Annotated in this window: 17 protein-coding genes; 6 read left to right on the forward strand and 11 right to left on the reverse strand. The window is 39.5% G+C overall.

Annotated elements, in window-relative coordinates; translation table 11 throughout:
- Positions 1-20 precede the first annotated feature (20 nt).
- Both PIECOFPK_RS01900 and PIECOFPK_RS01905 read left to right on the forward strand, forming a co-directional pair.
- Positions 21-638, forward strand: a complete 618-nt coding sequence (locus PIECOFPK_RS01900; protein ID WP_409966387.1) for an HAD family hydrolase — start codon at positions 21-23, stop codon at positions 636-638.
- A gap of 15 nt (positions 639-653) precedes the next feature.
- Positions 654-1,373, forward strand: coding sequence for a TerC family protein (locus PIECOFPK_RS01905; RefSeq protein WP_330974660.1), 720 nt, complete (start codon positions 654-656; stop codon positions 1,371-1,373).
- 54 nt (positions 1,374-1,427) lie between these two features.
- On the opposite strand, the gene PIECOFPK_RS01910 is transcribed toward PIECOFPK_RS01905, so the two are convergent.
- From PIECOFPK_RS01910 to PIECOFPK_RS01930, 5 genes are all read right to left on the reverse strand, one after another.
- A complete protein-coding gene (locus PIECOFPK_RS01910; RefSeq protein ID WP_330974661.1) occupies positions 1,428-2,507 on the reverse strand; it encodes a BtrH N-terminal domain-containing protein in 1,080 nt (359 codons plus the stop codon).
- A gap of 69 nt (positions 2,508-2,576) precedes the next feature.
- Positions 2,577-2,978, reverse strand: coding sequence for a hypothetical protein (locus PIECOFPK_RS01915; RefSeq protein WP_409966388.1), 402 nt, complete (start codon positions 2,976-2,978; stop codon positions 2,577-2,579).
- 128 nt (positions 2,979-3,106) lie between these two features.
- Positions 3,107-4,255, reverse strand: coding sequence for a beta-ketoacyl-ACP synthase III (locus PIECOFPK_RS01920; RefSeq protein WP_330974663.1), 1,149 nt, complete (start codon positions 4,253-4,255; stop codon positions 3,107-3,109).
- Between the two features lie 120 nt (positions 4,256-4,375).
- The gene (locus PIECOFPK_RS01925) at positions 4,376-5,299 is read right to left on the reverse strand and encodes a hypothetical protein (RefSeq protein WP_409966389.1); all 924 of its coding nucleotides are present in this window, start codon (positions 5,297-5,299) and stop codon (positions 4,376-4,378) included.
- Positions 5,299-5,787, reverse strand: coding sequence for a hypothetical protein (locus PIECOFPK_RS01930; RefSeq protein WP_330974665.1), 489 nt, complete (start codon positions 5,785-5,787; stop codon positions 5,299-5,301). The genes PIECOFPK_RS01925 and PIECOFPK_RS01930 overlap by 1 nt, the downstream gene beginning before the upstream one ends.
- Positions 5,788-5,939: 152 nt before the next feature.
- On the opposite strand from PIECOFPK_RS01930, the gene PIECOFPK_RS01935 reads away from it, so the two are divergent.
- Genes PIECOFPK_RS01935 through PIECOFPK_RS01945 form a run of 3 tightly spaced genes read left to right on the forward strand, consistent with a single transcriptional unit; the run spans position 5,940 to position 11,613 of the window.
- Positions 5,940-6,476, forward strand: a complete 537-nt coding sequence (locus PIECOFPK_RS01935; RefSeq protein WP_409966390.1) for a hypothetical protein — start codon at positions 5,940-5,942, stop codon at positions 6,474-6,476.
- Between the two features lie 32 nt (positions 6,477-6,508).
- A complete protein-coding gene (locus PIECOFPK_RS01940) occupies positions 6,509-7,723 on the forward strand; it encodes a DUF2062 domain-containing protein (RefSeq protein ID WP_330974667.1) in 1,215 nt (404 codons plus the stop codon).
- 50 nt (positions 7,724-7,773) lie between these two features.
- Positions 7,774-11,613 carry a 1-acyl-sn-glycerol-3-phosphate acyltransferase gene (locus tag PIECOFPK_RS01945; RefSeq protein WP_409966391.1) on the forward strand — a complete coding sequence of 1,280 codons (3,840 nt, stop codon included), beginning with the start codon at positions 7,774-7,776 and terminating at the stop codon, positions 11,611-11,613.
- A gap of 8 nt (positions 11,614-11,621) precedes the next feature.
- Here the strand turns inward: PIECOFPK_RS01945 and PIECOFPK_RS01950 are convergent, their stop codons facing one another.
- The 5 genes from PIECOFPK_RS01950 to PIECOFPK_RS01970 all read right to left on the reverse strand — a co-directional run bounded on the left by PIECOFPK_RS01950 (position 11,622) and on the right by PIECOFPK_RS01970 (position 18,862).
- The gene (locus PIECOFPK_RS01950; protein ID WP_409966392.1) at positions 11,622-12,446 is read right to left on the reverse strand and encodes a hypothetical protein; all 825 of its coding nucleotides are present in this window, start codon (positions 12,444-12,446) and stop codon (positions 11,622-11,624) included.
- Complete coding sequence (locus tag PIECOFPK_RS01955) at positions 12,443-13,132, reverse strand: UDP-2,3-diacylglucosamine diphosphatase (RefSeq protein ID WP_330974670.1); 690 nt, start codon at positions 13,130-13,132, stop codon at positions 12,443-12,445. The genes PIECOFPK_RS01950 and PIECOFPK_RS01955 overlap by 4 nt, the downstream gene beginning before the upstream one ends.
- 158 nt (positions 13,133-13,290) lie before the next feature.
- Positions 13,291-14,181 (reverse strand): DMT family transporter, encoded by an 891-nt coding sequence (locus tag PIECOFPK_RS01960; RefSeq protein ID WP_409966393.1) that lies wholly within the window; start codon positions 14,179-14,181, stop codon positions 13,291-13,293.
- Positions 14,182-14,291: 110 nt separating this feature from the next.
- A complete protein-coding gene (locus tag PIECOFPK_RS01965) occupies positions 14,292-16,334 on the reverse strand; it encodes a DUF5689 domain-containing protein (RefSeq protein ID WP_409966394.1) in 2,043 nt (680 codons plus the stop codon).
- 14 nt (positions 16,335-16,348) lie between these two features.
- Positions 16,349-18,862 carry a TonB-dependent receptor gene (locus PIECOFPK_RS01970; protein WP_330974673.1) on the reverse strand — a complete coding sequence of 838 codons (2,514 nt, stop codon included), beginning with the start codon at positions 18,860-18,862 and terminating at the stop codon, positions 16,349-16,351.
- A 183-nt stretch (positions 18,863-19,045) separates the two neighbouring features.
- Between PIECOFPK_RS01970 and PIECOFPK_RS01975 the strand changes: the two genes are divergently transcribed.
- Positions 19,046-20,080, forward strand: a complete 1,035-nt coding sequence (locus tag PIECOFPK_RS01975) for an endonuclease/exonuclease/phosphatase (RefSeq protein WP_330974674.1) — start codon at positions 19,046-19,048, stop codon at positions 20,078-20,080.
- A 2-nt stretch (positions 20,081-20,082) separates the two neighbouring features.
- Here PIECOFPK_RS01975 and PIECOFPK_RS01980 read toward each other — a convergent pair whose 3' ends face one another.
- Positions 20,083-21,720, reverse strand: coding sequence for an amidohydrolase (locus PIECOFPK_RS01980; RefSeq protein WP_409966395.1), 1,638 nt, complete (start codon positions 21,718-21,720; stop codon positions 20,083-20,085).
- Between the last annotated feature and the right edge of the window lie 79 nt (positions 21,721-21,799).

Genomic DNA, 21,799 nt, shown 5'->3' on the forward strand with positions numbered 1-21,799 from the left:
ATTTGCCTTATCTTCGTTTTATGATTAAGAATATTATTTACGACTTTGGAGGTGTTATCTACAATATAGATTTCAAAAAAACTTTTGAAGCTTTTGAAGCGTTGGGATTTAGCAATTTCGACGACATGTTTTCGCAACATCATGCTAATGTGCTTTTTCAAAATCTAGAAACAGGAAAAATCACTCCTCAAGAATTTTATAAACAGGTAAAAAATCAAGCTCCGCAACCTATTACCGATGAGCAGATAAGAGATGCTTGGAATGCCTTGCTATTAAATTACCGATTAAGTAGTCTGCAATTTCTTACAGAACTAAAAGAACAATACAACTTATATCTGTTGAGCAATACCAATGCCATTCATTACGATTATTTCTCAGCACAGCTTCGCAAAGAAACATCTTATCCATCGCTGGAAAGCTTCTTTACTAAGGCCTATTACTCGCATGGCATCGGGTTACGTAAACCTAACACTGATGCTTATGAATTTGTGCTGAACGATGCAGGTATTAAAGCCGAAGAAACGATTTTTGTAGATGATACAATCGGCAATCTTCCCAATGCAGAAAAACTGGGCATAAAAACCGTTCTACTACAACCAGGCATGCTTATTGAAAATATTGACTACGATAATTATTAACGTAATGTATTCTGTATGGCTGACGCTATTATTCCACTTATTACGTTGATTGCGCTTGAAGTAGTGCTAGGAATAGACAATATTATTTTCATTTCCATCCTTGCAGATAAACTACCTGAACAACAACGTAACAAACTGCGTCTATGGGGTATAGGTTTGGCAATGGTAATGCGCCTCATTTTGCTGGCCATCATTTCTTGGATTCTGAAGTTGGATAAAACATTGTTCATCCTCTTCGGAATGCCATTTACAGGGAAAGAGCTCATTCTGATTGCAGGAGGTATTTTCCTATTGTATAAAAGCACTAAAGAAATTTATCATAAGACCGAACAGGAAAATCCTAATGCACCCACTCAGATAAAATCGGGTAGCTTCGGAAAATTTCTGTCAGAAATCATCATACTGGATGTGGTTTTCTCCATCGACTCCATTATTACCGCGGTAGGTATGGTAAATGAGTTGTGGATTATGTACACCGCCGTTATTGTAACAGTAGGCATTATGTTGGTGGCGTCTAAACCTATCGCATCCTTCATCAGTAGGCATCCGTCCTTCAAAGTGCTGGCGCTTTGCTTTTTGATGCTGATTGGCTTTACACTGATTGCTGAAGGCTTCGAAATAAAAATTCCCAAAGGCTATATTTACTTTGCCATGGGATTCTCATTCCTGGTTGATTTAATACAAATGAAAACAATTGGAAGAAACAGTTCTTCGCAGGATGCGCCAAAACAATAATCAGATGTTTTATCGGAAACGATCGGTAAGATACTTGACGCTACTCCATCTATACTAAACTAAAGATTTTGCCTTTTTAATTGCATTTTGCAAGTTTTTAAAGGCTTTTTTCTCCAGTTCGGCAATTTCGATGAGTCGGTTTCCCATATCGTCGTAGTCTGCTTGAGAGCCGAGGCGTCCTTTATAAATACCAGCAGCCTGTATAGCAGCACCCCTCCATTTATCGCCGGTAACAGTAATTTGTTGTGACACATCGAGTAACTCGTCGATAGGAAGATAAGCATGGGCTTGTTGCAAAAAAGCCCCGTAAATAAAACGAAATCCACCACCCCCGGTGCCAATTTCTTCTTGCATACGCACGAGCTGGGCCAAATAAGCGCGCGCTTTGTCATCACCGAGTTTATTTTTCCATTTTTTTATCTGCCGTCCGGTGTATGCAATACCCTTTGCACCGGCAAAGGAGCCGGGAATCAGCAGCATATCGCGACAGTTACGTTTAATGCCTTTAATAATACCATTACGAATCTGCTCATCAGTAGCTTCGGTTAGGTTATCCCCCGGATAATACATCTGCCCGCGTGGTGCAAATGCGCCCTTGGCAAAACGCACACGCTGTAATTCGTAACTGGTCATGGAAACCAAGGTTTCCATGATGGGATCGCTAATGATATAGTTATCGCCTTGCTTGTCTACAACTATCAAATTATGAGCGTTGAAATGGAAGCGATATTCCTTTGGGAAATAAGTTAGATAAAACACTCCTACCTGACACGCAGTAGGCTTACCCTGTGCCAGACGTTCATCCAGTTCCTGCATAGCTTTCTGTGGAGAAGTATATTTCTTACGTGTAACAGGAACACCTAACGCTGTACAGGTTCTTTTAAAAATCAGTCCAGGCATGGTACGAAAGGAAATCGCCGGACCTCCGTTTACCTTCATAAAAGGCAATTGAATGTAAAACAATCCGGATCCAATACCAAAAACCAAGGGCTCGGTAAGCTTATGAATACCGTAATGCTTTAGTAATGCCGTTGTAACGCCATTTTCACAATGCGCCGCCTGCATATGATGAAAACCACTATGCAGGTTATCCAAAGATTCTTCAGTATGATGTGCTTGATGACTTGTTTCCAAAATTGCTGTAAGTTTTTTAATGCTTAAGAAGCGGTAAAGCTATGAACAAAGCTCCATTCGGCACAACAATTATTTCCCAAATGGATTTTTCAGTTCATCAATACTTATTTCAAATATTTCCGCATATTTCTGAAGCTTTTGATCTGATAGCTTTTTAAATACAGAAGGTTTTAGATGACGCTTTACGGTCCATTTCCAGAAACCGGTATAGGAAGATAAAATAGAAATATCCATTATCTTTTTTTCCATGAAATACAAGATAGGACTAGCCCCGCCATTCAATACTTTTTGGCGTGCCGCTTCAATCTTCTTCTCTACCTCACTCCAGGCCACATTTAACGCTTCGGTTTTTACTTCCCAGCCTGTGCTTTTACCAATAGTGTAATTACCTGTTTCATCAATGACGTAGGTAACCTCTTTGGCAATACGCCCCAATGCTCCGTTGTCCTGCGGTATTTCCTCTTTTTTCATTTTACTGTATTTCAGAAAGCAATTCTTTAACAAACCTGCTTTTCTCCTACGAATTTAAGGTTTTCTCCTACTAATAGAAAAGGTGAAAGCTGTAAGCCTCCACCTTTTCTAAATATTGTTATATGCCTTTATACTACGGTAAGTAGCGCATACATATAGCTGAATCTTGAACTTTCGGGAACGAGTAAAAATATTTTATCGCCTTTCTTCAATTTTCCACTATGCAGCAGTTCATCCACCATTAGGTATACCGATGCAGCCCCCACATTTCCTACATAGCTCAAATTCACGAACCATTTTTCGTAAGGTATATGATGGCCTAATTTCAAATGCTCTTCGTAAATCTTATCTCTGAAGAAGTTGCTGCTCATGTGTGGACAGTACCAGGTAATATCATCCGGATTAAGCCCTCTTCTTTCGAAAAGCTCGGGCAGTGGGCGTCCTCCCAACGGAACGATATTGGGACTTAGCAGCTTGACATCCTGCTTAATACTCATGATGGATTTTTCGCCCAGCTCTTCGTGTGTAAATTCCAGATAGCTTTTCAGCGTACCGTCTTCTAACTTCTCAGCACCACAATACATACAGGGCTCCATATCATCGGCATAGGAAAGTCCTTCTATCCACTCCACTTTTAAGCTTAATCCTTCCGGATTAGGTTTATTGCTTAACAAGAAGGCGGATGCACCATCAGACAGCATCCAACGTAAAAACTCTTTATCAAAGCTGATATATGGATTTTGCTCCAACTCTTCCAACTTATGCACTTCATCCTCGAACTGGTGGGCGACTAAAGAAGCAGAAAATCTCTCCGAACCGGTAGCGATAGCATGCTGGGCGTCTCCGGTTTTCACCGCCATGTAAGCGTACTTTAATGCATGCATACCGGCGCAACATACACCGCTTGGGGAAACTACTTCCAGCTTACCTAATTCAGGCAACCAACCATGCACCATTACTGCATGCGAGGGCATGATCTGATCGGGTGAGGATGTACCACAAGCCAACACATCTACCGATTTGAACCCTTCTGGGTCGTCTTTAAAAAGTTCCTTTATAGCTTCTGCAGTGAGTTGGGCATTGGTATGGGTAACCTTTCCACCTTTCTCCAAAGCATAATATCTGTTAGTAATCCCATTGTTTCTTAATACAATTCTACGCGACTTGGAGGGTTTTCCGTTGATGTACCCCAGATACTCTTCCATCTCCTCATTTCCTACAGGTTGGTTAGGAAAATAATGTGAGGTACGGGTAATATAGACTTCGTTTAATGACATACTCTTTTTTCTCTTTTAAAATAATCAGGAATGAAATTTAGGCAAGAAAACTCCTTTATTTCACCGCCCAATATAACTGATTTACGAATAACAAATAATTAAAATAAAAAAACAGCAGCTTTACGCGTGAATTTCAGGATGATAAGCAACGCCTCTATAATATTCCATTTGCCTCTTGATTCTTTTTTGTAAAAATGCCCTGAAAAATAATAAATCTACCAATAATATTATGGGTGATGCTACCAGTAATGCAATGGCAAGGTAATATTTATATAGAACAAGTATTTTTTTCCTTTTCTGAGGGTATTTATTAATGATGTTCACCCATTTCTGAAAAATCTTTCCTGCCTTACGCTCAATAAACATTAGGGAATATTTGACACGAGCCGCACCTAGTTGCTGCAAGCTCTCCTGAAGCCCATCCCAGCTATTTTTCTGAAGAAAATCCTTCACAACCTCACCAAACCGCGATGCACCCCGAATATCTTCATCAGATACACCAGGTTTGGGAAATATCCCCCATTTTCTGTCTTTACGTCCAGTACCTAACCAGTGAAATATCGTTACATAGCTCAAATGATTGAGATGTCTGTCGACCAGTGCAATATTTCCTACCAGACGTGCGCCTGCCGCATGGATCAGTTTTTTATTTTTTTCCTGAGCATTAATCCACATATTGCGACACCCGCTGATGGTAATAACTGGGGTATCCTTAATAATTGCCTTAAACTTCTCATCCTGCATGATGGAATTAAAAGGAATGCTGGGCGATAAGTTCCACGGTTGCCAACCCAAAATCACCAAATCGTATTGATTGCGCTTTGTTTCCCAAGGCTGTAACGAAGTAGGAATTACCTCTACGGATTCCGGAACTGTATCAAAAAAATCGGCTATCGGCCAAGGAAAAGGAAATGGTTTTGTGGGTTTTATTTCCAAAAACTCCACTGTATGTCCAGCGTCTATAAAAGGCTGCACAAAATTATCTAATATTTGCTTTAACTGCCCCGACTGGGTATAATAAACTGCTAATATATTCTTATCCATTATTTTAAAGAGCTTTCTGGCAGAGCTTTTGAGGTTTTGCTATAATTCAATACAATAGCTTTTAATGTTGGTTGTAAAGATTTGAACCCCTTAGCAATTAGTTGACTATCCTCTAATAAATTCCCCTTGTAATGAAGCATTTTAGGTGCATGCTCCTGAATCATCAACCTTAAGAAACGATATTCCACATTTTTGGGTTCTGCCCGGATTGCCAATTCCAGTTGTCTGTGCCCCTGCTTAAACGTATTCAGCTTTTGAGCCGGAACTTTTAATAAAGCAGACTTACGCATCAGTAAAGCACCCTCAAAAGCAGTTTTGTCGTTTCCTTTTATATCTTTCAACACTGACAATTGATGATCAATCGCTTCAGATTGTCCTGTTTCCAACGCTTTATACAAATTTGTCCGATCCAATCCCTGAGCCTCTAATGTAGGATTATTTATCAGAAAAAAGAAAAAAACAGTTACAAGTAATTTCCAATAATTCATTTTAAAAAATGCGTAAAATTATAAAATAAAAGTATTTTTTATTTACTGAAGAGTGTGAAAAGCACACTGGCCCTCTATTAAACATTGTATTAAATATTCCCCTTGTGGGATATTTTACATTAGCCCCTTAAATACAAAAACACTCCATTATTATGAAGATGAAGAAAACTCTTCTGCCGGTTGCACTGTTTTTGTTATTAACAAATTTTCTCTGTGCTCAAAATGGTTACAAAAATGCTGTAGGTGTTCGGTTCAACACCTATATAGGTTATGATGTGCTAGCATTATCTTATAAAAGCTTTTTAGCTAATCACGATGCATTAGAGTTCAACCTAGGATTTGGCGGTCGCAACATGTATGTACCTGGCACTTCGGGGCAAAGTTTTTCTCCCGGTATCAGCTTGGCAGGCGCTTATCAGTATCATGTAGATATTGAAACTGCTACAAATGAACATCTACGTTGGTTTGCCGGCGGTGGTTTAATCTTATTTCATATTTTTTCTAAAAACAATTTTTATGAAGGATTCGGTGCTGGCTTGTTCGGAACATGCGGCATTGACTACAAGTTTAAAAATACACCGCTCAATCTTACAGCAGACTGGCGACCGACCGTTTACTTATCTGCTCCGGATTCATTTTCACCGCTTCAGATAGGCACCTTAGGGGTGGCGGTGCGATATACTTTTTAGTTTTATACTTTTGCAAGCTTTATTTTTGAAGCTTGGAAAAGATAGCTCCATCTACATATTATCAGGATATCAGAAATACCTTTAATAATTTAAGGGTCTGCGTTATTATTCCTACATATAATAACGCCAGAACCATTCAATCTGTTATCTGCGATGTATTGCAATACACACATAATGTAATTGTTGTAAACGACGGCTCTACTGATAATACGGAACAAATTCTCAGAGAATTTGACAATATTACTATTGTATCCTATACCCCCAATGCAGGGAAAGGAATGGCATTGCGCACCGGCTTCAAAAAAGCGCTAGAGCTGCAATACGATTATGCCGTTACTATTGACTCCGATGGGCAGCATTTTGCCAAAGATCTTCCGGTTTTTATTCATAAACTCCAAGAAGAAGGACCGGCACTGATTATGGGAGCGCGCAATATGGATACAGCAGACAATGTTCCCGGAAAAAGTAGCTTTGGCAATAAGTTCAGCAATTTCTGGTATAAGGTGGAAACGGGCATTGCGCTACCCGATACTCAAACGGGTTATAGATTGTACCCGCTCCAGGCTCTAAAAAAAATGAAGTTCTTTACGCGCAAATATGAGTTCGAAATTGAAGTGATTGTGCGGCTTGCATGGGCAGGAGTAAAGGTAGTATCGGTACCCATCACTGTATACTACCCTCCAAAAGACGAAAGGATTTCGCATTTCAGGCCTTTTAAAGATTTTACACGTATCAGTATTGTAAATACAGTTTTGGTAACCATCTGCTTTTGCTACATTTGGCCACGCAATTTCTTTCGTCGGTTTACCAAGCAAAACTGGCGACAAGAACTTAAAAATTTGTTGCTAAAACCCGGAGAGCCCGATATCGTAAAAGCCTGTTCCACAGCCTTTGGAGGCTTTATGGGTATTGTACCCATATGGGGATTTCAATTACTAGTAGGCATTGCGCTGGCACATCTGTTTAGACTGAATAAAGCCTTATTTGTACTCGCTGTGCACATTAGCATTCCACCTTTGATTCCCGTTATCGTTTTCCTAAGTTATAAACTAGGCAAACCCTTTATGGGGGGCAGAGCGGTAGACATTTCTTTCAACAAGGAGTTGACACTTACCAAAATTTGGCTGAATATAGAACAGTATATTTACGGAAGCATGGTTCTTGCCATCATAATCGGAATACTGTTTGGGTTGATTACATTTTTATTTTTGAAAGTCCGCAAATTAAAAAAGCGTACTTATTCTTAACACGGCAGTATTAGGATTGCTCACACCATCGGACTTCAAGCAACGGCTATATGCAAAAGATATTTACATCGATATTTGATTTTTTTAGAAAGAACAAGACTGCTCTTTACTGCTCCTTTTTTTCTACACTGGCAGTTTTTATCTTCTTTGCTTCCAGAATTAAATTCGTAGAGGATATTTACGCCATTCTTCCGAAAGATCATAAAACGGAAAAACTTACCCAGATTTTTGAGAATTCCAAATTTGCAGACAAGCTAGTAGTGATGGCTTCCGTAAAAGACACTGCCGCCACACAGCCTGATAGCTTGGTTGCTTATGCCGATGCATTTGCAGAAGCATTGCAACACCAAGCAAGTACCTACATCAAAAATCTACGCTATAAAATTGACGAGGATTTCACGTATACTCTTTTTGAAACCATGCAGCATCATCTTCCGGTTTTTCTTACAGAAGATGATTATAAAAAAATAGATACACTACTACAAGCACCCGAGCTAACCAAATCACTAGCTCGAAGTAGTTCTATATTAAGTATTCCCGGTCCTGCACCTATAAAGAATGTTGTACTCAATGATCCTTCGGGTATTTCTTTTCTAGCATTAAAGAAACTACAGCAACTACAATACGAAGATAATTTTACTTTACACAACAATCATTTCGTCACACGAGATAAAAAAACAATACTACTCTTTATCACTCCGGCTTATCCTGCCGGAAACACCGGAGCTAATAAAGATTTTTTCTCAATTATAGATCGCATCACGGACTCACTGTCACAATCGCAGTTTGGTAATATCGATACAAAATATTTTGGAGCAGCAGTAGTATCGCAGAGCAATGCTGCACAATTAAGACAAGACACGCTATTAACTCAGGGCATCACCGTACTGTTAATCGTTTTATTTTTGGGTTTTTACTTCAGAAAGAAAAGAGCGCCCTTGCTCATTTTGGTGCCGGTGGTATATGGAGCCTCGCTGGCGCTGGCTGCTATTTGTTTTATAAAGGGTAGTATTTCAGTCATTGCGTTGGGCACCGGTTCGCTGGTGCTGGGAATTGCGGTCAACTATTCATTGCATGTTATTAATCATTATCGCCATACCGGAGATCTAAGAAAGGTTATTGCCGATCTTTCATTCCCGTTAACCATCGGAAGCGCAACAACTATTCTGGGGTTCTTTAGTCTGCAATATGCCACTTCAGACATGTTGAAGGACTTGGGGTTGTTTGGTGGTTTTAGTTTGATTGGCGCCGCCCTATGCTCTCTAATATTCCTACCGCATTTTATTACTACCCATAAATATAATGCTACGCCTCGTCCTACCTGGCTAGACAAGATTTCCTCCATTCGTTTTGAGCATAATAAATGGTTGGTTGCTGCGATTTTCATTATTACTATTATTCTTTACCGATTTGGTAAAGTATCTTTTGAGCCCGATATGACGCAGCTGAATTACATGTCCGAGAAAGTTAAAGCAGCAGAAAACAAACTCAACAGTATTAGTGGTGCTGCCTTAAAATCTATTTACATAGTAAGCGAAGGAAATGACCTAAATGAAGCGTTGCAGAAGAACGAAGCCCTGCAGCAGCATATACATACTCTTAAAAACGAGGGCATCGTTTACAGTAGCTCGGGAGTGGCCAATCTTTTTGTGTCTGCAACCCTGCAGCAGCAAAGAATACAACAATGGAAAACATTCTGGAGTGATTCTAAAAAACAGGCAGTACTGCAAGAGCTTACTTCGCTAGCACCAAAAAACGGCTTTACTGAAGATGGTATTAATAATTTCAGAGCACTGATTGAAAAAGATTACCAGCCAATACAGTTTTCTCAATTGCAAAGCCTGCGCAATAGTTTTTTGGATGATTATATTTCGGAGAAAGAAGAACTGGCCTCGGTCGTCACTTTAGTAAAGGTTCCGGAGCAATACAAATCAAAGACCATCTCCCAACTGGAACAATTACCTCATGTCACAGTTTTAGATAGACAGTACCTTACCGAAAGATTGACAGAAATTGTGAATGAAGATTTCAATCGCATCGCATGGATAGTTTCCTTAATTGTTGCTGGAGTATTGCTGTTCACTTATGGAAGAATAGAACTGATGCTGATGACCTTTATCCCCATGCTATTTAGCTGGATTTGGATATTGGGTATTATGGCTATCTGCAACATTCAATTCAACATTGTAAATATTATTATCTCCGCATTAATATTCGGTTTGGGAGATGATTATAGCCTGTTTGTAATGGACGGTTTATTGAATGAGTACAAAACAGGCAAAAAGAATCTAGCTGCCTATAAATCATCTATATTACTTTCTGCCATTACTACTATTACGGGATTAGGTGTACTCATATTCGCCCAACATCCTGCGTTACGCTCCATTGCTTTTATTTCCGTTACTGGCATTTTGTGTGTGGTATTGATGGCGCAAATATTGATTCCGTTTTTCTTTTCAATAGTTATCAAGAATCGTATACAAAAAGGTTTCCATCCGTGGACTATTTGGAGTTGGAGCCGCTCTGTTTTTTCCTTTTGCTATTTTGGTTTTGTAAGCATATTACTTACTATCATCGGTATTTTTCTTATCAAGCTTAACCTCCTGGGAAGAAAAAAGGGTAAAGCAGTATATCACTATTTGCTTTCGAAGTTCTGTATGTCTGTGCTCTATATCATGGGCAATTTTAGAAAACGGCAAATCAATCCGTATAACGAAAAATTTGAGAAACCTGCTGTTGTAATAGCCAATCATCAATCTTTTCTAGACATTTTGCAAATGGCCATGCTTAATCCCAAACTTATTTTATTAACCAATAATTGGGTGTGGAAATCACCGGTATTTGGATGGGCGGTTAAGATGGCAGATTTTTACCCGGTTGCTAACGGTATAGAGAACAGTATAGATCTATTGAGCAAACAAGTAGAACAAGGTTATTCCATAGCTGTATTTCCCGAAGGAACCCGCACGTCACATCCACCGATGAAACGTTTCCATAAAGGGGCTTTTTATCTTGCCGAACAGTTAAAACTGGATATTGTTCCGATTCTTTTTCATGGGTTAGGGTACACCATGACAAAAGGAGATTATTTGCTGAAAAATGGCCCTATTACTGCTAAATATCTACCCCGCATCAGCTATGAAGACCGTACTTGGGGCAACACTTATCAAGAAAGAACAAAATCTATCTCTCGATATTTTAAACAACAACATGAAGCTTTAACTAAAGAATTGGAGCAGCCTGAATATTTCAAAGAACATTTATTCTTCAATTATATCTACAAAGGCCCTGTACTGGAATGGTATCTCAAAGTAAAATTAAGACTGGAAAACTATTACCAACCTTTCCATGAATTACTACCGGAAGAAGGAACATTTCTGGATCTGGGTTGTGGTTATGGTTTTATGAGTTATATCTTGCATTGGGCCAGTCAGGGTAAAAGAAAATTTACAGGAGTAGATTATGACGAAGAAAAAATAGATACAGCACAACACTGTTTCAGTAGAACAGAAGATGTAAACTTTGTCTGTGAAGACATTGCCGCATTTAAGTTGGATAAATACAACGGCATCATCATAAGTGATGTACTGCATTATCTCCATCCCGAACAACAACAACAAGTGATTGAAAAAGCTATTGACGCGCTGTTGCCTAACGGTGTACTCATCATACGCGATGGAGATATTGACCTAAAAAGAAAACACAAAGGAACCCAACTCACAGAGCAACTGTCTACCAAAATATTTTCATTCAATAAAACCACACATGCGCTTTACTATCTATCAGGCAAAAGCATTGAAAATATTGCTAAAAACAAGCAAATAGCAATACAACGCATAGATCATACAAAATATACTTCTAATGTAATATGGGTACTGAGAAAACCTTAAATAATTTATCAAAAAGAAGCGGTTTCGTTAAGTAGATAAATTTCTAAGCCATCATTTCCCAAAGCATACAGTTTATTATTCTTTTTGAAAATCTGTTTGTATCCTCGAAAAGCCTCGGGAATTGGCCACTCTGATAGTTTCAGCGTAGCAGTATTGTATTGACATAATTTTCCATCATAAGTACCATAAATAATTTTATCACTAACAGATACATGCTGCCAGCGAACAATATCTATCTTACTTTTATAGGTACCGTAATAGTCAAAAACATAAATACCCTGCAGTGAGTCATAAAGATAAACGTATTGACTTTGATCGAATATTCTTATAGGACTAAGGGCTTTATCAAAAAGCTGTCTAAAATCCGCTGTTACAAAAATTACATTCCCCTCCTCATCTATTTTCTTCAGCTTGTTATCCATCTCATCGTATAGCCATATTTTATTATCGTAAGACAAGCTTATGGCCGAAACATTAAAAAGATTTTTCCGACGCAGATCTATTGCTGCTCGTTGGTTTAGCATACCATCCAATAATACAATAGAAGAAAAACCTTTGTAGTAAAGCAATAATCTTACCGGATTAGAAACATCTACCCATGTTACTTCTCCAAATTTTTTAATCTCATTAAACACCGAAACCTCATCGCCTACGGCACTTAGCTTCTTAAGCTGATTAGAAGTACTTACCAGATAAATGTTATCCAGATTATCGATGGAGAAAGAAACATAGTTGCCGGGAATAGTTTTTATTTTTTGCCCTCCCGGAAACTGTTGCGCAAAGCAGTAGATACTGAACAAACAAAAGAGTAATATGTAAAGTGCGTTTTTCAATAATTACGGTTGATTTTAGACGGATCACTATGATATGTCAGCAAGTGCACATCTTCATGATCAAAAACCGCATATGTAAAAAACTTAATCCAGTCTCCCAGATTGATATAACGACTTTGCTCACTCAACTTAAAATCTATCGGAAGATGTCTATGACCAAATATAAAATAATCGTAGGGTTTTTCAGCCAACTTGCTTTTACAATATTGAACCAACCATTCCTTGTCCTCACCCAAAAACACATCTTCGGAGCTACCGGTTTTAATACGACTTCTTTTACTCATATAATTGGCTATGCCAATGCCTATTTGTGGAGGCAGTACACCAAACAACCATTGACTCACAGGATTGCGAAATACTTTTTTCAAGCGCTTATACCCCTTATCTCCCGGACCTAAACCATCTCCATGGCCGATTAAAAATTTTTTACCGCTCCATTCAAATTCTTTCGGTTCAAAATAAACCGCCATACCAAGCTCTTGCTGAAAATAACTGCTCACCCACATATCGTGATTGCCCACAAAAAAATGAAGCTTTACACCTACATCAGACAAATCGGCCAGTTTCCCTAACAAACGTAAATAACCCTTTGGGACTACGTATTTATACTCATACCAAAAGTCGAACATATCCCCCACCAAAAATACTTCGGAAGCACCATCGGCTATTTCATTTAGAAACGCCACTATCTTTTTTTCTCTAATTCGACTTGCTTCATATGAAGGTGCACCCAAATGAAAGTCCGATAAAAAGTATATGTTCTTCTTCGTCTGCAAGGTGATGTAATAGCGTTTATTGAATATCGAATCGTAATTAAAAACAAATATAGTATAGAATTGCAGGTTTATTCCATGGGTGTTTCTGTTCTTTTTTCATACTGACTTAGTGCTAGCCCTGACAATACTAAAGCCACGCCTGCAAAGGTGTGCCAGCTAATGCGATCTTTTACTAAAATGGCAGCTATAATAATACCAAATATAGGACAGAGGAATAACCATAATCCGGCTTTTACAGCATCTTCTTTAATCAGCTTCAGCCAAAGCCATACCGCCCCCACCGAAACCAGTGTAGCCAACCAAATGGTACCAATCCAGAAGTTTTTATCAAAATGATTGGCCCCTGACTTATAAGTAATCAACATTATCGGAAATAAAAATATACCGCCCAATAATGTCTGCCAGCCGTTAATAGTGAGCAAATGCAGTCTGTCCCATTTCTTAGACGAGAAATAAATTGTCCCTGCCGAATAGGAAAACATACAACTAACAAGTAAAATCAATCCCTTTACGGTAACCGATACCCCGTCAAACAACGGCCAGGCTACAACAACAAAACCGAACAAACAAATGAGCAATGCCAATAACACTTGAACGCTGATTGGCTTCTTCAACACAAATACCGATAGAAAACTGATAAATACCGGACTTGCCGCTATGGTTAACGCCCCAATACTCGCTGTCACTTCCTTCATAGCTATAACATAAATGCCCAGATAGATAGTGATGTTCAGTAAACCGTATATGGCTAATTGTTTTAGTTCTATACGATTGGGTAACTTTTGTCGTAATATACCATGTGCTATAAAAAGCATCAGCAATGCGGCAATGCCAAATCTGCATACAGCAACAACCAAAGGTTGGGCATCCAACAACGCAATTTTCGTTGCAGTTGCCGCAGAGGACCACAATATGGTAAATAACAGGCCGGTTAACAGCCAGGAGATCTTCGTATTCATCTTAAACCGTGCGAAGGTACACCCAAAAGCATTAACCAAAAAGGCCGCATTGCCCTTTGGCAAGCAGCCTTTGTTAACCCGCACCTTAGGAGAACGGCCCACTAAAGTATTTATTTCACCACCCCCTCCATACGAACATTATCAATACTAAATGTTCCACCACTGCTTTCCGCATTAAAACCATAAAATCTAAAGGTGACTGCTGTGGTAATATTGGTATACGTAGCATCTAAAACTACAACACATCCATTCTGCGCAGTAGTGGCCGCATCGCTTATTTGAACAACCTTTTCGTCCACCACGGTTAAATTACTATTAGGTGGATCAATAGCTACAGGCAAATTATCGGCAAATCCGTTTATACTGGATCGAACGGCGACCTGTCTTACACCGGTTCCCGAACGCTGTAACGTAAAGGCAATTTTATAAAGATCCATTTGTCTCCCTACAGCGGGAGTAATGGTCACCTCGTAATAGCGTGTAGTATCAAGGTTTCCTGTAAAGTTATCCGAACCATTTGTAGCTCCCAATGGCCATCCCGTGAAAGAAAATCTTCCGCTTGCTGAAGAGTTAGCACTAACACCTACAGCAGTAAAGGAACCGAACATCAATCCATCTACAGCTGGTGAGGGAGTAGGATCAGCTGCTCCCGAAGTGTTAGTAACATCGTTAAAAGTATACACTGCAGCAAAAGCTCCTCCAAAACCGCCTTCAATATCCTCTTGACGGCGTAATGTAAGTTGTGTTTCCAATGCTGCATCAGGTGTAGATTGGTAGATGGACACATAACCCGTAATACGCTCTGCCGAAGCGGGCATTACAATTTCTGCCGTATTTCTCACAAAAGACTTTAGCGATCCGGTGGCGTCTGTTATCAGATAGTTGGTACCGGTGCTATTCGTTTCGAGTATTGTAATGGAAACATTATTTATGGTTACTACCGATGATTCCCAAGTGCGATTATTAGCTATTATTTCCGATATAGTAGTCGATTTAGGTGTAATAATACCTGCTCCTGATTTTTCGGATACTGTCACACCACTAATCTGCAAACCACCGTTGAATGTGCTTAGCGACAGCCCTCCCACCGTTACTGTTAATGAATCGCCCAAAGAGGCGTTAGGGTTTACACTTGCATTAGCAAAACGTATTTGAATAGCTCCTGTTGCATCTTGCAAACGATAGTTTCCTGCTGCTTCATTTTTTGTATCAGATACTACAACTCCTTTGATATAAACACCCGCAGGAATAGAAGAGTCGCCTCCAGCAAACGCTTTTACTTCTTCAATAGTCATTAAGGTAGGTATAGGTGCTTGACCACTACAACGTATTCCCGAAAACTGTACATCTGCTGTATCCCGAATAAAGATTTGTAGCGTGCCATTAAATACCGAGGGCACCCCAATCAGCACACCATTTCCATCCGGAACATTTATTCCTGCAAAGCGAGCATAACTACTGTTGCGCAACACGATACTTTGTCTATCGCAAGTATTAATTGTAAAATTTATCGCGCTGGTGTTTTTAGAAGGATCTGCATAAGTTTTATTAATATCGGCATCTTTAAACTCCGCATTTTCTATTTGCACTAGCGTACTCAACAACGGATCATTCAAACTTTTTGTAAAATCAGAAGGCTTTACAACTTTAGGTATGATGGTATTATGAAACGAGCCTTTAATAATATACTGATCAAACATGGTTTGAGGAATACCGGTCAGATTTAGAAAACGGCCGTCGTCCGATCGTGAAGAATCAATGCCGAGTTGAATGGTACCGCCATAATCACCCAGCATCAGTCCTTTTAGCTTTAGAAAAATACGACGACCCACCGGAAATTGTGTGTACAGATTGTTTCCCTCCAACAGCACAGGGAGTCCTCCTGTTTCGTCTTGAATAACGACTTGTTTATAAAAGTTGCCCGATGCATCATCTGCAATTACTACACCCGAAATAATTTCATCCTCATCAATGCGTTTAAAGTCGCCTATTGCCGTATAGCGTGCTTTTAATTCCATAATCGTCATTGTCACATCTATTTCCGGATCAGCATTAGATGGAGGAACATCAAATTTTCGATTACAGGATGCAATGATCAGTAAAAGACATCCTAGCAATCCTATTGCTTTTTTATTAAAAGAAAGTTTTTTCATAGTGATACGTTTTATTAAAACCTCAAACCGATACTGGCAAAAAAGTTAATCCCGTATGCATAGTAATATTTAGGCGGAAACTTATTAACGTTTTTCTCTTCGAAGTCTAGCCGTAGCTGTTCAAAGCCTCCGGATTTAAGGTTTCTATTATTAAGCAGATTATTTACTCCCACTGTAAACAAAAGATAGGTACGACGATTCTTGATGTAATATTTCCTATGAAGCAGTTTATTCCATCCCCCAAAAAGATCTATCGTAAAAACATCCTCAAAGCGTTCTTGCGCTAATATGCTTTGTTTAATAGCTTCCGACACGGGATTATCCGGCTCCGTATCAGCAATCGCTTCAGCCGTTCTACGAATAGGATTGAGGGATAACCACATATTCTGAAAATAATTCGCCGTAATACTTGCATACCAGAACTTTGGAGAACGATAGAAGAATCCGGCGCTATATGCTTGTTGAGGAGAGGAGGCAATACGATAGTTTTTTAAATAAATGGTCTGCTTACCCAACATTGCAGCACTATTATCGGCAGTAATAATGGCACGGGGACGGCTGTCGTAATAATAACTCCCTACCGACGCCGCTCCATTAAAGCTTACAGTAGAGCTCAACTTAATCTCTGCCCCAAGCTCTCCCCCAAAATAAACTTTGTCAATTCCACTTAAAGCATAATTGACAAAGCTCTGATATTGGTCGTGATAAAACGAAAGCACATCCACCCCATCAGTGTTTTTTGTATAATATCCCGTAATACTCAGTTTTACACGAGGAGCACTCAATTTATATCCGGCTTCTCCCGAAATAATCGTTTCGCTTTTCAAGCCTTCTTGTACATCATTTCTAGTACGTTGCGATATGTAGGCATTTTCAAAAAAGGGTGGTATGGTTCTGTAAGTTCCGTTAATGAAAAAATAATTGCGGCCATTCATCTTATATGTAACACCCGCCTTTACTGCTGGATTAAAAAAATTTTGTACCGAAGACTTTCCGTAAGAAGATTCCGGAAAAAGACCATTGCGATTAAAACCCGTACGAAAAAAAGCAGTTTGGGAAATTTTTCCGGCGGCAAATACATCGAGTTTTTTAAAAACAAAAAGTAGTTGTGCCCAAAGCGCAGCCTGACTAAGTGTTATCTTGTAATTATACCCATATTGTTCCCCTTCCTTTACAAGACGATTAGGACGATCCAAGTCATGTTGCACCACGTCGATATTGTTGGGATAATCCCGTTCGGCAAACTGATTAATATTTACCCAGAAATCACCGCCTAGCAGATCCTTTACTTCCTGATAATAATGATTTATCTGTTGCTGATAACTGGCGCCTCCGGTAAAAGTACTAATACTACTGAGTTTTAAATTATATATCGTATTGGCAATTATGCGTTGTTGGTCGTTTACACGATTGGATAAAATATACACGGAGCGATTACCAGTAATATCATTGCCCGGTATACCCTCTACATCAGGAATGGTGCGCAAATTTCCTCGATTAGCTTCATAAAGTTTTTCCCATTGAATCTGGAGTGCATCAGGATTGTTAATAAAGAAAGAATATAAGGATACATACAGAGCTGGGTTGTCCTGCATATAATAGCTGGGCAAGTAACGATAATAATCAGGACGTGGATCAGGAGCATTATACCAATCCAATGCGCTGGTTTTTCTCTTGCCAAATAAATAAGCCACGTTGGTAAGCCAGTGTACTTTTTCATGAGGCCGATGTTCATACATTGCGATAAACACAGGCTGAAAACCCTGTAGCACATTAGCATTACGTTTTTTGCTGCCTTGCCAGCCCCAGGAAGGATTGTAGTAATTTGTTCCTGCAAGGTTCATTGCTTCCTGTACAGATGCGCCCTGCCGTCCTACTTCAGTAGGGGCGCCAAATGCAATAAATGAAAAAGTATTGCGTGGGTTTATACGTTTATCTACCGCAACATAATAAGAGGCACTTTCATAATAAGTTCCAGGAATATATCCTTCGGGAGCATAGCGACCAGTTAGTGCAAAGCTGTATGCCCAGCCTTTTTTATTAAATCCGCTGGCATGATTAAGAGTAACACGATGTCTATAATTGCGATTCGAAAGTGCATATCCAATTTGAGTCTGTACTCGCTGAGCTGCAGCTCGCAAATCCACATTGGTATTTAAAGCTAGCGCACCAAAAGTGAATTCATTGGCTTGTAATCCGTATGCATTTTGCTGCATCCGCATGACATTATTTAGTCCTCCCCATAAAGAATAAGGCACATAACCATTTTCCAAGCCGTTGAATTCAATTCCATTAATAAAAATGGCGTCGCCGTGGCTTTCATAACCTCTCAGTCTAAAGCGAAGTACACTGAAATTAAATGCAGCCGCTGCAAGAAAAGGATCTCGTCCGGCTGTCAAAATGGAAGACACTGTAGCATTTCCTCCTTCCTCCATTTCTTCATCACTTAAAGTAATAGTAGGAATATGTTCTTGCAACTCGCTTCTAATATCCTGATAGGCAGAATCCACAATCCATACACTGTCCACTGCAGGAGTAATTTGTGCAGGGCATGGGTATAAAAACAAAAGCAGCACGCACGTAGATAACAGGTGTTTAATCATAGCTGATGTTATTCATAGGGTAAGAGAAAATCAACTATTAAACTCCTAATGTAGTTATAAGCCACTAACACAAATATAAATAATTTTGTATAAAAAAATAAATCATACATGAAAAAAGGATTATTGCTTTTGATAATTGGCTTTCGCGCAATTTTGCTGCCTGCACAAAGTGCTTATAAATCTGCTGTCATTGCATTTTACAATTTCGAAAACTTTTATGATACTATCTTTCATGGTAGCCATGATGATATAGCATTTACACCTAGTGGTAGCAAAGCTTATACAAGCCAGGTGTTTAATGATAAGCTAAACAAACTAGCTACAGTAGTATCTCAAATAGGTAGAGATATTAATCCCGATGGGCCGGCACTTCTAGGTGTTGCTGAAATTGAAAACAAATTTGTATTAGACACTTTTGTCCGTCATCCTCTTATTGCATCTCGCAACTACAAATATGTACATTACGACTCGCGCGATGCACGGGGAGTTGATGTGGCACTTTTATACAATCCGAAATATTTTAAAGTGGAGAAAAGTCGCCCACTTTTTGTAAAAATCCCTGAAGGATCGAAAGAGGCAATATTTACACGAGATATTCTTTGGGTGAAAGGCAAGCTTGATGGAGAGCCGATTCATGTTTTTGTCAATCACTGGCCCAGCCGAGCAGGCGGAGAAAAACGATCCGCCCCGGCGCGTATGGCTGCAGCGCGCACCGTTCGGTATATTATCGACTCTTTGCTCATTATCAATCCAGACTCCAAAATTGTAGTGATGGGCGACTTAAATGATGATCCTAATAATAACAGTATTACAAAGGGACTTAAGGCAGGGGGTGAAGTCAATAAACTCCAGCAGGATGAGTTGTTCAATCCTTGGGTTACGCTGTACAAAAAAGGAATAGGTACTCTTGCCTATCAAGATGCTTGGAGTTTGTTCGATCAGATTATTATTTCTTCTTCATTCTTAGACAAAAAGAGACAAGGTTTTTTCTTTTACAAGAACAATATTTTTAAAGCCGATTACCTGATTGAGAATACAGGCAGATACAAAGGGTATCCCAAACGTTCTTACAATGGGGATGTGTATCGCGGTGGATACAGCGATCATTTCCCTACTTATATCGTTTTACTAAAAAAACAATAATATTATCGAGAATACACCATAGCACCGCCCAAATAAGTGCGCCAAACTCTTAACTGTAATAGTTCATGCTCTGGAACATGCATCAGGTCGTTATCCAGTATCACAAAATCGGCAACCTTTCCGGGCTCTAAACTTCCTTTTTCGTTTTCTTCAAATGCGGCCTTTGCAGCCCATATTGTCATGCCACGCAAAGCCTGCTCTCGGGTTAAAGCATTCTCTTTTTGAAAACCGGTCTCAGGAAAACCCTGTGCATCTTTGCGTACTACAGCGGCGTAAAAGGTTTTGAAGGGAGAAATATCTTCCACCGGAAAATCGGTGCCTAGCGGAATCCAGCCATTTTGTTCCAATAGTTGTTTATAGGCATAAGCGCTCTTTAATCTTTCTACTCCTAATCTGTCACCCGCCCAATACATATCGGAAGTAGCGTGCGTAGGTTGTACAGAGGGGACAATATTATAATCTCCAAAATAGTGAAAATCGTCTTTATTTACCACCTGGGCATGCTCAATACGCCAGCGGAGATCGTTCTTCCCTTTAAGATACTTAGCATAAATCTGCAACATCACTCTGTTTCCATTATCGCCGATAGCATGGGTACACATCTGCCAATTATGTTGGGCAATCAATGCTGCAATGGAATCAAAATGTTCTGCATTACTCAATAAAAATCCTTTCCATCCCGGCTGGTCACTGTAATCCTCCAGAAGACTGGCACCCCGCGATCCCAAAGCTCCGTCGGAGAATAGTTTAAATCCTCTTACATGCAAGTGGGAAGTTTTAATAATGCCGTTGCGCAACAAATAATCATAATTCTTTTTATTATCGCTGAGTAACGCATACAGTCTGATTTTTACCGTACGCTTATCTTGCAAAGACTTGATCGCTTCTATTGTTTCATAATTTAATCCGCAATCATGCAAGGTTGTTAAGCCTACAGAAAAACAATTCTGCTGCGCGCGCAGCAATGCGCGCTCCAGCTGAATCGTAGTAGGTTCGGGTATATGGGCCACCACTTTATCCATCGCATTATCAATCAGAACACCCGTGAGCTTATCCTGATGGGTTAAAAAAGAACCGCCACTAATCGTATCTCCCGGCTGTATGCCCGCTATTTCCAGAGCCTTGTTATTTGCAATTGCGGCATGCCCATCTATCCGTATAAGATAAACCGGTCTATCGGGAAATAGTTCATTCAACTTTTCATTAGTAGGAAACTCTTTTTCTTGCCAGTCGTTCTGATCCCACCCTCGCCCTATAATCCAACTATTTTTATCCTGAGTGTCCGCAAGATTTACAACCCTCTGCAGTACTTCATCCCAGCTTTGGGTGCCGACCAAATCAATTCCTATTAAAGATTGTGCATACCCAATAAAATGCGCGTGGGCATCGATAAATCCAGGATAAATGTACTTTCCTTTTGCGTCCAGCATTTCCTTGCACTCATACTGATGCTGAAGCTTATCCTTATCGCCAGTTGCAAGAATCTTTCCGTCTTTTATCACCATAGCCGACACCTTGCTAAAAGCAGGATCAACGGTGTATATGGTGGCATTGTAAACAAAAAGATCTGCCTGTTGTTTAGATGTACAACCAGTAGTCATTGTTATATACAGAATTAAACATATTAAAATCTGTCGCATAAAGATCAAATTTATCGGTGGTAAATATTGGGTCAGCATGCCGAAATTGTTTTAGGCTGTAAGTTAAGATGAAAAATTT

Source organism: Chitinophagaceae bacterium C216, assembly GCA_028485475.2.
Lineage (GTDB): Bacteria > Bacteroidota > Bacteroidia > Chitinophagales > Chitinophagaceae > Niabella > Niabella composti.

Bases quoted from the DNA above. Each gene is read 5' to 3' on its own strand.
- PIECOFPK_RS01920 (WP_330974663.1), bottom strand. From the start codon at position 4,255: ATGTCATTAAACGAAGTCTATATTACCCGTACCTCACATTATTTTCCT.
- PIECOFPK_RS01900 (WP_409966387.1), top strand. From the start codon at position 21: ATGATTAAGAATATTATTTACGACTTTGGAGGTGTTATCTACAATATA.
- PIECOFPK_RS01915 (WP_409966388.1), bottom strand. From the start codon at position 2,978: ATGAAAAAAGAGGAAATACCGCAGGACAACGGAGCATTGGGGCGTATT.
- PIECOFPK_RS01945 (WP_409966391.1), top strand. From the start codon at position 7,774: ATGCAAAAGATATTTACATCGATATTTGATTTTTTTAGAAAGAACAAG.
- PIECOFPK_RS01980 (WP_409966395.1), bottom strand. From the start codon at position 21,720: ATGCGACAGATTTTAATATGTTTAATTCTGTATATAACAATGACTACT.
- PIECOFPK_RS01930 (WP_330974665.1), bottom strand. From the start codon at position 5,787: ATGAATTATTGGAAATTACTTGTAACTGTTTTTTTCTTTTTTCTGATA.
- PIECOFPK_RS01925 (WP_409966389.1), bottom strand. From the start codon at position 5,299: ATGGATAAGAATATATTAGCAGTTTATTATACCCAGTCGGGGCAGTTA.
- PIECOFPK_RS01975 (WP_330974674.1), top strand. From the start codon at position 19,046: ATGAAAAAAGGATTATTGCTTTTGATAATTGGCTTTCGCGCAATTTTG.
- PIECOFPK_RS01960 (WP_409966393.1), bottom strand. From the start codon at position 14,181: ATGAATACGAAGATCTCCTGGCTGTTAACCGGCCTGTTATTTACCATA.
- PIECOFPK_RS01965 (WP_409966394.1), bottom strand. From the start codon at position 16,334: ATGAAAAAACTTTCTTTTAATAAAAAAGCAATAGGATTGCTAGGATGT.
- PIECOFPK_RS01935 (WP_409966390.1), top strand. From the start codon at position 5,940: ATGAAGATGAAGAAAACTCTTCTGCCGGTTGCACTGTTTTTGTTATTA.
- PIECOFPK_RS01905 (WP_330974660.1), top strand. From the start codon at position 654: ATGGCTGACGCTATTATTCCACTTATTACGTTGATTGCGCTTGAAGTA.